Genomic DNA, 13,672 nt, shown 5'->3' on the forward strand with positions numbered 1-13,672 from the left:
GCTCCTCCACCTCCGCCGGCAGGATCAGCTCCGGATGGAACCCCTCCAACCCCAACAGCACAGCGGTCATCGTCCCGTGCCCGTGCCCCGTCGCGGCCAGCGACCCATACAAATCCACCCGCAACCCCGCCAGCTCCGCCAGCACCCCAGAGGCCTTCAACTCCTCCGCAAAAACGGCAGCAGCCCGCATCGGCCCCACAGTATGGGACGAGGAAGGCCCAATCCCGATCGAAAACAGGTCAAAGACTCCGACTGCCATAACTAAATCCTTACTGAAAACTCTGATGGGGTGCGTGGCCGGGTTTGGGTGCGCCTGGCCGAATTCCTCCGCGGGCTCGGTCGCGTAGACGCCCGCTGCGCGGACGTGACGCTCCCTTAGACGCCCGCCTCCGGAATCCGCCCAGTCGCGAACGCCCGTCACCCAGGCGACAGGGCAAGCATGCAACGCCCACGGGAGGTGTCTGGACTGGAGCAGGAAACACGCCGTCTTCACCCACTTCCTGTACGAGCTGACGATGTCTGCGCAAAATCGCAACGTCCGCGCGAGGGGCCGGCGGAGCCGGACTTTTCGAAAGCGTGCGTCAAAGCGACGAAGGAGCAGCACGCGTGAAAATGTCCGGTCCGCCAGTCCCGAAGCCAGCCACGGAGCAGCAGCCTATGGTTCGCGTTTGTAGAACGGGAGGTGGACGACTTCGAACGGTTCGGCCTTGCCGCGGAGATCGATATCCAGGGCCGTGCCGGGTGCCGAGTGTTCGACGTCGACGTAGGCCATGGCGATGGGGTAACCCAGGGTGGGCGACGGCTGGCCGGAGGTGACTTCGCCGACGGTGGTGCCCTCCTTGAGGACGGGGTAGTGGGCGCGGCCGGCGCGGCGGCCCTGGCCTTTGAGCCCTACGAGGCGGCGGCCGGAGGTGCTGCCGGCGCCGGCTTCCTTCATGGCTGCCAGGGCGGCTTTGCCCACGAAGTCGCCTTCCTTGGAGAGGGCGACGACGGCGCCCAGGCCGGCGGCGAACGGGTCGCCCTGCAGCGACAGTTCGTTGCCGTACAGGGGCATTCCTGCTTCAAGGCGGAGGGAGTCGCGGGAGGCGAGGCCTGCCGGGATCAGTTCCCCGTCGTCGGCGATGGCGATCAGGGCCTGCCACAGCGCCGGGGCGTCGTGGTTGTCCACGAAGATCTCGAACCCGTCTTCACCGGTGTATCCGGTGCGCGCAAGCAGCAGTTCCTTGCCGGCGCCACCTACCAGGAGCGGAACGGCAGCCGCGGCGTAGTACTTCAACTCCCGGACCAGTGCGTGCTGTTCGGCCGGAACCAGGCGCAGCAGGAGTTCCTGGGCTTTGGGACCCTGGACGGCGATCAGGGAAGTGCGGGCTGAGGCATCATCCACCACCACATTGAACCCGGCGGCCCGGTCCTGCAGGGCTGCAGCGACCACGGCGGCGTTGCCCGCGTTGGGGACCACCAGGAAGACGTCGGTACCATCCTGCGCGGTGGGACGGCGGTAAGTGATGAGGTCGTCGATGATGCCGCCGTCCTCGTTGCAGATCAGCGAGTACTTGGCCTTGCCCACGGCCATGGCGGAGATCTTGCCCACCAGGGCGTAGTCCAGGAAGGCTGCGGCATCCGGGCCGGTCACCCAGACTTCGCCCATGTGGGAGAGATCGAACAGGCCGGCAGCGTTGCGGACGGCGTGGTGCTCGGCCAGCTCCGAGCTGTACTTGAGCGGCATCTGCCACCCGCCGAAGTCCGTAAAGGACGCGCCGAGCTTTTTATGCTCGTCGTAAAGCGCCGTGTATTTCTCAGTCATGGTGCCGGTCCTTAGTTTTCGAAGTCTTCCAGCGGCGGGCAGGAGCAGATCAGGTTCCGGTCGCCGGCGGCGCCGTCGATCCTGCCCACCGGCGGAAAATACTTGTCCTGCTTGTGGTGGGCAGGGAAGGCGGCCTGCTCCCGCGGGTACGCGCGGTCCCAGTCAGAGCTGACGACGGCGGCCGCCGTGTGGGGTGCGCGGCGCAAGGGTGAGTCCGCCACGGCAAAGTCGCCGTTGGCCACCTGGTCGATTTCTTTTCGGATGCTGATCATGGCCTCGATGAAGCGGTCGATCTCCGCCAGGTCCTCGGACTCGGTGGGCTCCACCATCAGGGTGCCGGCCACCGGGAACGAAAGGGTGGGGGCGTGGAAGCCGAAGTCGATGAGGCGCTTGGCCACATCCTCGGCGGTAACGCCGGTCTTCGCCGTGAGTTCGCGCAGGTCCAGGATGCACTCGTGGGCCACCAATCCGCCCTCGCCCGTGTACAGAACCGGGAAGTATTCGTTCAGGCGGGAGGCGACGTAGTTCGCTGCCAGCAGCGCGGACTTGGTGGCCTCGGTCAGGCCCTCACCGCCCATGAGCTTCACGTAGGCCCAGGAAATCGGCAGCACGCCCGCCGAGCCGAACCGGGACGCGGAAATCGCAACCCCGTGCCCGTCCTCGTGCGCAGCCTTGTTCGCATCGCCCGGCATAAACGGTGCCAGGTGCGCCTTGGCGGCAACCGGCCCAACACCGGGGCCGCCGCCGCCATGCGGAATGCAGAAGGTCTTGTGCAGGTTCAGGTGGGACACGTCGCCGCCGAACTGGCCCGGCTGCGCAAGCCCCACCAGGGCGTTCAGGTTGGCGCCGTCGATGTAGACCTGTCCTCCGGCGGCATGCACGGCATCGCAGACCTCACGGACGTCCCCGTCATACACCCCATGCGTGGACGGGTAGGTGATCATGATGCAGGACAGGACATCCTTGTGGGCATCGATCTTGGCCGTGAGGTCATCGTGGTCGATCGTCCCGTCAGCTGCGGTGGCGACGACGACGACCTTCATCCCGGCGAGCACGGCGGAGGCGGCATTGGTGCCGTGGGCCGATGCCGGAATCAGGCAGACGTTGCGCTGCTGGTCGCCGCGGGAGTGGTGGTAGCCGCGGATCGCCAGCAGGCCCGCGAGCTCACCCTGGGAACCGGCGTTGGGCTGGATGGACACCTGGTCGTAGCCGGTGATCGTGGTCAGGTCCGCCTCAAGGTCGGCGATCAGTTCACGCCAGCCTTCGGTCTGGGAGTCAGGGGCGAACGGGTGGATGGAGGCGAACTCGGGCCAGGAGATGGCCTCCATCTCCGCGGTGGCGTTCAGCTTCATGGTGCAGGAGCCAAGTGGGATCATGGTGCGGTCCAGCGCCAGGTCCCGGTCCGAGAGCTTGCGGATGTAGCGCAGCAGCTGGGTTTCGGAGCGGTGCGTGTTGAACACCGGGTGCTGCAGGAAGTCGGAGGAACGCTCGACGGCGGACTCCAGCCCGAAGCCCTGGTCCTCACCCTGGCCGTCCGCAACCTTGGCGCCAAAGACATCGGCCACCTGGGCGACGATGGCCGGCGTCGTGGTTTCATCGAGGGCGATGCCGACGGTATCGGCGTCGACACTGCGCAGGTTGATGCCCCGCGCCTCGGCGTCGGCAATGATGCCGGCAGCCCGTCCGGGCACCCGGACGGTCAGGGTATCGAAGAAGCTCTTGTGCAGGACGTCGACGCCGGCAGTGGCAAGCGAGGCCGCCAGGACACGGGCGTGGCCATGCGCCGTTTCGGCGATCGCCTTCAGCCCGTCGGGGCCGTGGTACACCGCGTACATGGAGGCGACAATGGCCAAGAGCGCCTGGGCGGTGCAGATGTTGGACGTGGCCTTCTCGCGGCGGATGTGCTGTTCGCGGGTCTGCAGGGCCAGGCGGTAGGCGGGAACGCCGGCGTCGTCCTTGGACACGCCCACCAGGCGGCCGGGAAGTGAGCGCTCCAGGCCCTTGCGGACGGCCATGTAGGCAGCGTGCGGACCGCCGAAGAACAGCGGAACACCAAAGCGCTGGGCTGAGCCGACCGCGATGTCCGCGCCCTGCTCACCCGGAGGGGTAATGAGCGTAAGGGCCAGCAGGTCCGCGGCCACGGTCACCAGCGCGCCGCGCTCCTTTGCTGCGGCGATCACGCTTGACTGGTCCCAGACCCGGCCCGAAGCGCCGGGCTGCTGCAGCACCACACCGTTGATGTCACCGTCGGGCAGGCCCTTGGAGAGATCGGCCACCTCCACCTCGAAGCCGAGCGCCTCCGCGCGGCCCTTGACAATGGCGATGGTCTGCGGGAGCACGTCGACGTCCAGGACGGTCTTGCCGTCGGCCGCGGGCTTGGCCTTGTTGGCGCGGCGCATCAGCAGCACGGCCTCAGCCACGGCGGTTGCTTCATCGAGCAGCGACGCGTTGGCAATAGGCAGCCCCACGAGGTCCTGCACCATGGTCTGGAAGTTCAGCAGGGCCTCGAGCCGGCCCTGGGAAATCTCCGGCTGGTACGGGGTGTAGGCGGTGTACCAGGCCGGGGACTCCAGGATGTTGCGGCGGATCACCGGCGGAGTCACGGTATCGGAGTAGCCCTGCCCGATCAGCTGCACGGCCGTCTTGTTCTTTGCGGCAAGCTTCCGCAGTTCGGTGAGGACTTCAACCTCACTGAGCGCGTCCTGCAGGCGAAGCGCGGTGTCTTGGCGGATGACCTTGGGAACGGCGGTATCAACCAGGGAGTCGACCGAGTCGTAGCCTACGGCTTTGAGCATGGTGTCGACGTCGGCCTGGCGGCGCGCGCCGATATGGCGGTCTACGAAAGTGGTGGAGGCTGGGGTAACCGACACGAAGGAACTCCATTTACTCAGGCGGCGAAGGGTACGCCACAGCTATTCGGGTCCCTCCCCGCTCTGTATTGGACCTGAGAGTTTCCGCGTTGCCTGCCTGGGCAGGACCCGCTTGCACCGTCGGTGAGCACAACAGTCCCTGCACTCCCAAAGGGTGGTGGACTGCCTGCTGCTTTCCAGAGGTGCCTCGCCGCGGCGGTACAGGGGCCTGCGAGATTCCTGGGGAGGATTTGCTCCAACGGCGCCTGCCTGTACTTCCGGCAGAACTCTCCCGCCGCAGATCAAAGGCTATTCATTTGTCGAACCATAAGGGCCGGTGACAGCCCTCACAACTCTCTATTGTCCTACGCCGCAGCCCCTCCCGGCAAATGACCCGAACTACCTCCGGAGCCGCTCCAAAGCGGCCAGGAGTTCCTCCACGTCGGCGGCCGCTCCCCCTGCCGGAGCGGGGGCAACGGACAGCATGGCGTTGAAGTACAGGCCGTCCCCCATGTAGAGGACCGCCTTGGCCAGGCCGGGCCCAACGTCGGCAGCGATCTCGTCCAACCAGCGCTGCTGGATGGCCGCGAACCGGCGCCTTGTCTCTTCATGGGCCACCTCTGCAAGCCGGGTGGCGGCCACGATGGCGCGGTCCAGCGGAGTATCGGCCCAGACGGAGGAACGGATGAAGTATGCCGCGGCGCCTTCAGCGGCAGCAGCCATCGCGTCGGCATCCTCCCGGGCGAGGCCCTCCAGCCGGTCAAGCAGCACGGCGATGAGCGCTTCCTTATTGGGGAAGTGGTAGAGGAGTCCGCCTTTGGACACCCCCGCCTTGCGGGCCACGGCATCAAGGGTGGCCGCGCGCTCCCCCACTTCGATCAGCAGGGACTCGAAGGCGTCCAGGACTGCGTCACGGGCAACAGGCTTTCGGGGCATGCCTTCCATCATGCCTGCCACCAGGCAGAAACACGGAAATTCCTCCATTTCTAAACTGTACCGTCTGGACGGTACAGTTATTTCCATGACCACTTTCATCAAGAGTTCCGCGTCCGCGCAGGCGGCCGCTACCGCCCCGCGCTCCCCCTGGCGGGACTGGCTGGCGCTGGGGCTGCTGATGTTCCCGGTACTGCTGGTGGCGGTGGACAACACGGCGCTGACATTCGCGCTGCCCGCCATCGCAGGGGCCCTGGAACCCACCGGAGTGCAGCTCCTGTGGATCGTTGACGCCTACCCACTGGTACTCGCCGGGCTGCTGGTATCGATGGGAAGCCTGGGCGACCGGATTGGGCGGCGGAGGCTGCTGATCCTTGGCAGCATCGGCTTTGCCGGACTGTCCGTTGCCACCGCCTTTGCACCGGCGCCGGAGTGGCTTATCGCCGGCCGCGCCGCCCTGGGATTCTTCGGCGCCATGCTGATGCCTTCCACCCTGTCGCTGATCCGCAACATCTTCCCGGAGCCCAACCGCCGGAGGCTGGCCGTGGCCATCTGGGCTGCCGGCTTCTCCGGCGGCGCGGCGCTGGGTCCGATCGTCGGCGGATGGCTGGTGGAGCGCTTCTGGTGGGGCGCCGTATTCCTGGTGGCGGTCCCGCTCATGCTCCCCCTGCTGGCCTTTGGACCGGCCGTGATTCCCGAATCGAAGGATCCGGCGCCCGGCAAGGTGGATATCCCCAGCATCATGCTCTCCATGCTGGTCATGGTGCCCGTTGTCTACGGAATCAAGGCAGTTGCCACCGAAGGCCCGGGGACTGCAGGCCTGGGGGCAATCGCCTTCGGTCTGGCGATGGGGACCGTGTTCGTGCGGCGGCAGCACCGGCTGAAGCACCCGCTGCTGGACATGTCCCTGTTCCGGAACAGGGTGTTCAGCATGGCCATCAGCGCCAACATCCTTGCCCTGTTCTCCTTCAACGGGTTCATCCTGTTCCTTGCCCAGCACCTCCAGCTCCTCGAAGGCATGACCCCGTCCGCGGCGGGAGTTGCCATGATCCCGGCACTGGCCGCCACGGTGGTGGCCGGGCTGGTGGTGGTGCCGCTGGTCCGCAAGGTCCGCCCCGGCTTCGTGGTGGCGGCGGGATTGGCCTTCAGCGCTGCGGGCTACACCATGGTGACGTTCGGGAACCACGACGGCGGACCCTCGCTGCTGCTGGCGGCGCTCCTGGTCCTGGCACTGGGCGTGGGCACGGCTGAAACCATCTCGAACGACCTCATCCTCGGGTCCGCCCCGCCGGAGAAGTCAGGCGCTGCCGCGGCGATCTCGGAAACAGGCTACGAGGTGGGCTCGCTGCTGGGGACCGCGGTGCTGGGCTCTATCCTGACCGCGTCCTACCAGCAGAACCTGCGGCTGCCCGCGGGACTGGACGGCATGCTGCCCGGATCCACCCTGCACAATGCCCGTGAAACGCTCGCCGGCGCAATTGAAGCAGCAAACCTGGTGCCCGAATCACTGTCGGCAGCCGTCCGCGAAGCTGCGGCAGCAGCGTTTGATTCCGGCGTCCACATCACTGCGGCGATTGGGCTGGTACTGATGGCGACGGCGGCAGTCCTCGCCGCCGTCGTGCTGCGGAAAGTGCCGAAAGCGGCCTAGCAGCCGAGGGTGTGCTGTGCTGGCTGCACAAAGGCGCCCGGCGTCGAGGGAATACCTCGGCGCCGGGCGCCCTTTGAAATGGCAGCGGGCTGCGCGCCCGCCGACCCCGCTACTTGGAGTCGGCGGCGGTTACCTTGGCGGTGGGCTTCATGTTCTCGGCCTGCACCATCCACGCAAACTGCTCCAGCCGGGCAATGAACTCATGGAGGAGGTCCGCCGAGGTGGGATCCTCCTCATCCACCTCGTCATGGACTTTGCGCATGGTTCCCACCGCGGCCTCCATGGCGGCAACGATCCGCTCAATGGCATCCGTGGTGCTGATCAGCCCGTCAGGGAACTGGGCCAGGCTGGTGGTTTCGGCAACCGTTGAGCTGCGGCCGTCCGGGAGCGCGTGCAGGGCACGCATGCGCTCGGCAGTGTCGTCCGCGAACTGCCGGGCAGCGTCCACGATTTCATCAAGCTGCAGGTGAAGGTCGCGGAAGTTGGTGCCCACGATGTTCCAGTGCGCCTGCTTCCCCTGAACGTGGAGTTCGATCAGGTCCGCCAGGACAGCCTGCAGGTTGTTGGTCAGTGTCGGTGAAGCTTTCATGCATCCTCCTCAAGTGGTCCAATACGGCCGACGCTACCAGCCGCCCGCCATGCGGCGGCAGGGCCTGCGGCAATTTCTCAGTGAGCTTACTAATTCCAGGCAGGCAGTCATAAACGAATGTGATTCATATTGCGTCTTGCATCACAGGGCGCGTGCCCCCATACTAAATGAACGCCATTCATATAGTGACCTCCGTCTCACAGCCTTCCAGAAAGTGGTGCCATGACAGAGATAATCCGCACCAGTACCGCCAAACCCGGCCCGCACGCCCACGCACCTTCCGCTGACGGCGTCAGTGCCAAGGGACTCAAGGGCGGGCAACTCGGGCTTCTTGCCGTCGTCGTCCTCGGTATTTCAACCATCGCCCCCGCCTATACCCTCACCAGCGCACTCGGACCCACCGTCAACGAAGCCGGGCTCCAGCTGCCAGTCATCTTCCTGATCGGGTTCATCCCCATGATCCTGGTCTCGCTCGCCTACAGGGAGCTCAACGCCGACTCCCCGGACAGCGGCACCACATTCACCTGGGTGACCAAAGCCTTCGGGCCCTGGATCGGCTGGATGGGCGGGTGGGGCCTGCTGGCCGCAAACATCATCGTGCTCTCCAACCTGGCCGGCGTCGCCGTCGACTTCTTCTACCTCTTCCTGTCCCAGCTGACCGGCTCCCCGGAACTGGCGGACCTGGCCGACAACAAAGCGTTGAACGTCCTCACCTGCTTCGTGTTCGTGGCGCTGGCCGTTTGGGTCAGCTACCGCGGCCTGCACACCACCAAAATGGTCCAGTACAGCCTGGTGGGCTTCCAGCTGCTGGTACTGGGCCTGTTCGTCGCCATGGCCTTCGCCAACTGGTCCACCTCCGACACGGCAATCCCGTTCAGCTGGGACTGGTTCGACGTCACCAAAATTGAGACGTTCGGCCAGATTGCGGCCGGCATCTCCCTGTCGATCTTTGTGTACTGGGGCTGGGACGTCTGCCTCACCGTCAACGAGGAAACGGCCAACGGCAAGAAGACCGCCGGGGTGGCCGGCACCCTGACCGCCGTCATTGTCCTGGCCATCTACCTGCTGGTCAGCATCGCCACCATGATGTTCGCCGGCGTCGGGGATACCGACAACGGCCTGAACAACGCGGATAACCACGAGAACATCTTCACGGCCCTGGCCTCCCCCATCATGGGCCCCTTCGCCATCCTGATGTCCCTCGCCGTGCTCTCCAGCTCAGCGGCTTCCCTCCAGTCCACGTTCATGTCGCCATCCCGGAGCCTGCTGGCCATGGCCCACTACGGCGCCCTGCCGGAACCGTTCAGCCGCATCAGCAGGAAGTTCGCCACCCCGGGCTTCGCCACCATGGCCGCCGGTGTAATGTCCGCAGGGTTCTACGCAGTGATGCACGTGGTCAGCGAAAACGTCCTGAATGACACCATCCTGGCCCTGGGCCTGATGATCTGCTTCTACTACGGCCTCACCGCACTGGCCTGCACCTGGTACTTCCGCCACAGCCTGTTCAACAGTATGCGCCACTTCATCCTGCGGCTGGTGTGCCCGGTGGTGGGCGGCGTGGGGCTGTTCGTGGTGTTCGCCCAGACCGCCGTTGACAGCCTGGCACCGGAGTTCGGCAGCGGTTCCGAGATCTTCGGCGTAGGCCTGGTGTTCATCCTGGGCATCGGCATCCTGGCCCTGGGCGCCGTGGTCATGCTGGTCATGTCCCGCACGCACCCCGGCTTCTTCCGCGGCGAAACCTTAAAGCAGGACACCCCCGCGCTGGTGGTCCCGGAGTAGTCCGCCAACGCAAAAGGTGCCGTGCCCCCTCAGGGGCACGGCACCTTTTTTGTTTGACGACGACGGACCGCTCACCAGTAGTGCGCCACGTCGATCACCAGGCGGGAAGCCGGTCCGGGCCCGTCAAGGGTGAACACCCTGAACGGCAGCCGGGCACGGACGCCCAGGCCCATGGTGGTCTGGCCCTCGAAGCTTCCGGCCCAGACCACCTGGCGGAAAGTCTGGTAGCCGGACACGTTGGAGAGCTCAGCCTTGTCTCCGGGGGTGTACGTGGGCTGTCCGTTAGTGTCATAGGCCCGGGCCTTGACCACGATCTGCAGCCGGGCGCCGCCCCGGGTGGGCACCACTGCTCCTGAGCCGTCCTGGATTACCTGCCCCACGTAGCGGACGCTGTAGCCGGGTGCGGGCATGCCGCCCAGGTCAACCACCAGCCGGTCAAAGCAGTAGTGCTGCCCGGTCCGGACGTTGGTCACGGGTGCCGCGCTCATGCCGCCGTCCGTTTTCATCAGCGAGCCCCATGTGAGGCCACAGTAGGGCGCCGCAGAGGCAGGCGCCGGGACCGCAATTCCCAGCCCTGCAGCCAACAAAATTGCTGCGAGCCAGGTAAGGAACTTCTTCATAGCAGTGCCATCCATGATTCAAAGCCATTGGATGCTTTCAGCGTAGGAGTGTTGGGTCCGGGAAACGAGTGAGCATTTTGATAACGACGGCGTCCCGGGACAAAGCAGCGCCGGCCACCTCGGGGAGGTGGCCGGCGCCGGGAAAGATTCAGGAAGAAAGTCAGCCTTCGCAGTCGCGGCAGTACTTCAGGCCGTCCTTTTCACGGGCAACCTGGGACCGGTGGCGGACCAGGAAGCACGACGAGCAGGTGAACTCATCGGACTGCTCCGGAACCACAATGACGGTCAGTTCCTCGTTGGACAGGTCGGCGCCGGGCAGGTCGATGCCTTCAGCAGTGTCGTTCTCGTCGACATCGATAACTGCGGTCTGCGCGTTGCCGCTCCGTGACGCCTGGAGGGCCTCGAGAGAGTCGGCGGGCGACTCTTCTTCCTGCTTGCGTGGAGCATCGTAATCGGTAGCCATAGCGTGTTCACTTTCGTTGCTGCACAGCGCCATTTCAGGCACCTCAGTGCAGCAGTTTAGGGCATTCTCCCGCTGCTGGCGCAATAGTGTGGCTAAGCAGACATCGTGCCGCTTCCGCCCGCTGTTCCGGCATGCTCGGACCGGGCCTGGTCCGCGCCTGCGGACACTCCGCTCAGAGCCGGCAGCCAGCCCCACCGGGTTGCGTCCGCCATGGCGCCGGCGGCCGCCGATTCGGAATCATACGTGAACGTATCCAGCAGCCAGTCACGGAGCCGGGTAAGCAGGTCATACATCATGCCCTGAAACCTACGCAGCGATTGTTGTGGCCACGTTTCACGGGGGTCTCCCCCTGATTAATTCCACTGACGGCCGGACCTCCAACCGGGTTATCCCAGGTGGATTCTTCAGGCAGGCGGTGCGGTGCTGCTGCGCAGGACCAGTTCCGGCTGCACCACCAGCGTTCGCGGTCCCTCTACTCCGTCGAATGCGGTGAGCATCATCTCAATGCAGCGGCGGCCCAGTTCTTCAAAGTCCTGCCGGACCACCGTCAGCGGCGGACTGAAGTAGCCGGCCTCGGGCTGGTCGTCAAAGCCCACCACGGACACGTCCTGCGGCACCTTGATGCCGGCCTCGTTCAGTGCGCGCAGGACCCCCAGGGCCATCTGGTCGTTGCCCACAAAAAGGGCGGTGGCGCGGCCGGTGGCCGCAATCCGCCGCCCAATTTCGTAGCCGCTGCCGGCACTCCAGTCACCCTCGATGATCAGATCCGCTTCGAACCCGGCAGCGGCCAGGGTGGACCGCCACCCGTCGGCGCGGGCCACGGCATCAATCCAGTCCTGCGGCCCCGCGACATGACCGATCCGGACGTGCCCCTGTGCGATCAGGTGCCGCACGGCCAGTTCGGCTCCGCGGCGCTGGTCCACCCGGACGCCGCCAACTGCGTCATTCCCCTCGGGCCCCACCGCCACCACCGGCACTCCGATGGGAAGTTCGGCCAGCGCGGCCAGCGTCTGAAGGTGCGGCACGATCACCACGATGCCATCCACCGCTTGGTCCAGGAAATGCCTGACGGCGTCCAGGATGGTGTCCCGGCTGACCTCCCGCAACGCGGCGACGCTGACGAAATACCCGGCATCCCGCGCAGCACGTTCCACTCCCAGCAGCGTATTGGCAGGCCCGTACTGTGAAAGTTCGCTGCCCAGGACGCCGATGGTCTGCGAGCGCCGGGTGACCAGGCTCCGGGCAGCAGTGTTGCGGCGGTAGCCCAGCCGGGCAATGGCCGCTTCCACCTTTTCCCGCGTCCCCGCGCTCACGTTGGGATGGCTGTTGACCACACGCGACACGGTCTGGTGTGAGACCCCGGCCAGCTCCGCCACGTCCTCAAGCCTCGGCAGCCGTCCCGGCTTGCCGGGCGTCACGAGGTTCTTGCCGCTGGCGGGGGCCAGGAGCTCAGCCGTGCCACGGGATCAGATCCCGCCGGCGAGTTTGTAGTAGGCGGCGTTCCAGTTCAGGTCCTTCTTGAACTGCCGGATGGTGGTGCCCTCGTCAATGGTGAGCAGTTCCGTCCGGGCGATCTCCGCGAAGTCCTCGAACACGTCCATGCCCACCTGGGTGGAAAGCACGGTGTGGTGGGCGGCGCCGGCGGTGAGCCAGGCGGCGGCGGAGGTGGCGAAGTCCGGCTTGGGCTCCCAGAGGGCGCGCGCCACGGGGAGGTTGGGCAGCGGCTGGTCCAGGGGAACGACGTCCACGGCGTTGGCCACCAGGCGGAAACGGTCGCGCATGTCGGACAGGGCGACCACGACGCCCGGGGAGGCGTCGGCGTCGAACACCAGGCGGACCGGGTCCTCCTTGCCGCCGATGCCCAGCGGGTGGATTTCCAGGCGGGGCTTCGATGCCGTGAGGGAGGGGCAGACCTCCAGCATGTGGGCGCCCAGGATCTTCTCGGACCCGGGCTCCAGGTGGTAGGTGTAGTCCTCCATGAGGGAGGCGCCGCCAGGCAGGCCTGCGCCCATCACCTTGGCAGCGCGGACCAGGATGGCGGTCTTCCAGTCGCCTTCGGCGCCGAAGCCGTAGCCGGCAGCCATGAGCCGCTGCACCGCCAGGCCCGGGAGCTGGCGGAGGGCGCCAAGGTCCTCGAAGGAGGTGGTGAACGCGGCGGAACCGTTGCCCTCCAGGAAGCTGCGCAGGCCCAGTTCGATCCGGGCGCCGTACCGCAGCGAATCGTGCCTGGCGGCGCCTGCGCGGAGCTCCGGCACCACGTCGTAAAGGTCCTCATATTCGGCCACCAGGGCGTCGACGTCGGACTCTGCCGCGCCGTGCACGGCGTCCGCGAGCTCGTTCACGGACCAGGTGTTGACCGCGACGCCGAAGCGCAGCTCAGCTTCGGTCTTGTCACCTTCGGTGACGGCCACGTTGCGCATGTTGTCGCCGAAGCGGGTCAGCTTCAGGGTCCGCACGGCAGCCCAGCCGGCGGCGGCCCGCTGCCAGGAACCCACTTGGCGTGCCACCTCAGGATTGGAGACGTGCCCCACGACCGTCTTCCGGGCGATGCCCAGGCGGGACTGGATGTACCCGAACTCGCGGTCGCCGTGCGCGGCCTGGTTCAGGTTCATGAAGTCGAAGTCGATGTCCGCCCACGGCAGGTCGCGGTTGGCCTGCGTGTGCAGGTGCAGCAGGGGTTTGCGCAGCAGGTCCAGGCCCTGGATCCACATCTTGGCCGGGCTGAACGTGTGCATCCAGGCGGTGACGCCGATGACGGAATCATCCGAGTTGGCCTCAAGGGCGGTGCGGCGGATGGCGTCAGAATCGGTCAGGACCGGCTTCCAGACGATCTTTACCGGGACGGCGGAACTGGCGTTGAGCTGATTGGCGATCTCCTGCGACTGGGCGGCAACCTGCTTGAGGACTTCCTCCCCGTACAGGTGCTGGCTGCCGGTGAGGAACCAGACCTCGTAACCGTCGAGGGAGGTGTTTGCTGCGGTGCTCAT

The 13,672-nt window shown here is 66.1% G+C and carries 12 protein-coding genes and 1 riboswitch; of the genes, 2 read left to right on the forward strand and 10 right to left on the reverse strand.

Annotated elements, in window-relative coordinates:
* From ASG86_RS20115 to ASG86_RS07510, 4 genes are all read right to left on the reverse strand, one after another.
* Positions 1-259, reverse strand: a 259-nt coding sequence (locus tag ASG86_RS20115; protein WP_327019820.1) for a serine dehydratase beta chain, incomplete at its 3' end; no start/stop codon positions are given.
* Positions 260-655: 396 nt separating this feature from the next.
* Positions 656-1,804 carry a glycine cleavage system aminomethyltransferase GcvT gene (gene gcvT / locus ASG86_RS07500; RefSeq protein WP_056332142.1) on the reverse strand — a complete coding sequence of 383 codons (1,149 nt, stop codon included), beginning with the start codon at positions 1,802-1,804 and terminating at the stop codon, positions 656-658.
* An 11-nt stretch (positions 1,805-1,815) separates the two neighbouring features.
* Positions 1,816-4,674 carry an aminomethyl-transferring glycine dehydrogenase gene (gene gcvP, locus ASG86_RS07505; protein ID WP_056332144.1) on the reverse strand — a complete coding sequence of 953 codons (2,859 nt, stop codon included), beginning with the start codon at positions 4,672-4,674 and terminating at the stop codon, positions 1,816-1,818.
* A 186-nt stretch (positions 4,675-4,860) separates the two neighbouring features.
* Positions 4,861-4,958: riboswitch (glycine riboswitch) on the reverse strand.
* Between the two features lie 94 nt (positions 4,959-5,052).
* Positions 5,053-5,589, reverse strand: a complete 537-nt coding sequence (locus ASG86_RS07510; protein WP_056332186.1) for a TetR/AcrR family transcriptional regulator — start codon at positions 5,587-5,589, stop codon at positions 5,053-5,055.
* Between the two features lie 85 nt (positions 5,590-5,674).
* Between ASG86_RS07510 and ASG86_RS07515 the strand changes: the two genes are divergently transcribed.
* Positions 5,675-7,234, forward strand: coding sequence for an MFS transporter (locus ASG86_RS07515; RefSeq protein ID WP_056332146.1), 1,560 nt, complete (start codon positions 5,675-5,677; stop codon positions 7,232-7,234).
* A gap of 109 nt (positions 7,235-7,343) precedes the next feature.
* Here ASG86_RS07515 and ASG86_RS07520 read toward each other — a convergent pair whose 3' ends face one another.
* Positions 7,344-7,823, reverse strand: a complete 480-nt coding sequence (locus ASG86_RS07520; protein WP_043451386.1) for a Dps family protein — start codon at positions 7,821-7,823, stop codon at positions 7,344-7,346.
* Positions 7,824-8,045: 222 nt separating this feature from the next.
* Between ASG86_RS07520 and ASG86_RS07525 the strand changes: the two genes are divergently transcribed.
* Entirely contained in the window at positions 8,046-9,602 is a 1,557-nt protein-coding gene (locus ASG86_RS07525) for an APC family permease (RefSeq protein WP_056332148.1), read from the forward strand.
* A 71-nt stretch (positions 9,603-9,673) separates the two neighbouring features.
* Here the strand turns inward: ASG86_RS07525 and ASG86_RS07530 are convergent, their stop codons facing one another.
* The 5 genes from ASG86_RS07530 to araA all read right to left on the reverse strand — a co-directional run bounded on the left by ASG86_RS07530 (position 9,674) and on the right by araA (position 13,672).
* Positions 9,674-10,222 (reverse strand): AMIN-like domain-containing (lipo)protein, encoded by a 549-nt coding sequence (locus tag ASG86_RS07530; RefSeq protein ID WP_056332150.1) that lies wholly within the window; start codon positions 10,220-10,222, stop codon positions 9,674-9,676.
* Positions 10,223-10,382: 160 nt separating this feature from the next.
* The gene (locus tag ASG86_RS07535; protein WP_018762118.1) at positions 10,383-10,685 is read right to left on the reverse strand and encodes a DUF4193 domain-containing protein; all 303 of its coding nucleotides are present in this window, start codon (positions 10,683-10,685) and stop codon (positions 10,383-10,385) included.
* A 92-nt stretch (positions 10,686-10,777) separates the two neighbouring features.
* A complete protein-coding gene (locus ASG86_RS07540) occupies positions 10,778-10,981 on the reverse strand; it encodes a hypothetical protein (protein WP_056332152.1) in 204 nt (67 codons plus the stop codon).
* A gap of 108 nt (positions 10,982-11,089) precedes the next feature.
* Entirely contained in the window at positions 11,090-12,103 is a 1,014-nt protein-coding gene (locus tag ASG86_RS07545; protein WP_056332154.1) for a LacI family DNA-binding transcriptional regulator, read from the reverse strand.
* Between the two features lie 48 nt (positions 12,104-12,151).
* Entirely contained in the window at positions 12,152-13,672 is a 1,521-nt protein-coding gene (araA, locus tag ASG86_RS07550; protein WP_056332156.1) for an L-arabinose isomerase, read from the reverse strand.

This window comes from Arthrobacter sp. Soil764 (assembly GCF_001428075.1).
GTDB lineage: Bacteria > Actinomycetota > Actinomycetes > Actinomycetales > Micrococcaceae > Arthrobacter.

What these genes read in the sequence shown, in the direction of transcription:
- ASG86_RS07535 (WP_018762118.1), bottom strand. Translation starts at nt 10,685, where the DNA reads ATGGCTACCGATTACGATGCTCCACGCAAGCAGGAAGAAGAGTCGCCC.
- ASG86_RS07510 (WP_056332186.1), bottom strand. Translation starts at nt 5,589, where the DNA reads ATGCCCCGAAAGCCTGTTGCCCGTGACGCAGTCCTGGACGCCTTCGAG.
- ASG86_RS07520 (WP_043451386.1), bottom strand. Translation starts at nt 7,823, where the DNA reads ATGAAAGCTTCACCGACACTGACCAACAACCTGCAGGCTGTCCTGGCG.
- ASG86_RS07525 (WP_056332148.1), top strand. Translation starts at nt 8,046, where the DNA reads ATGACAGAGATAATCCGCACCAGTACCGCCAAACCCGGCCCGCACGCC.
- araA (WP_056332156.1), bottom strand. Translation starts at nt 13,672, where the DNA reads ATGAGCACCGCAGCAAACACCTCCCTCGACGGTTACGAGGTCTGGTTC.
- ASG86_RS07530 (WP_056332150.1), bottom strand. Translation starts at nt 10,222, where the DNA reads ATGAAGAAGTTCCTTACCTGGCTCGCAGCAATTTTGTTGGCTGCAGGG.
- gcvT (WP_056332142.1), bottom strand. Translation starts at nt 1,804, where the DNA reads ATGACTGAGAAATACACGGCGCTTTACGACGAGCATAAAAAGCTCGGC.
- ASG86_RS07515 (WP_056332146.1), top strand. Translation starts at nt 5,675, where the DNA reads ATGACCACTTTCATCAAGAGTTCCGCGTCCGCGCAGGCGGCCGCTACC.
- ASG86_RS07540 (WP_056332152.1), bottom strand. Translation starts at nt 10,981, where the DNA reads ATGATGTATGACCTGCTTACCCGGCTCCGTGACTGGCTGCTGGATACG.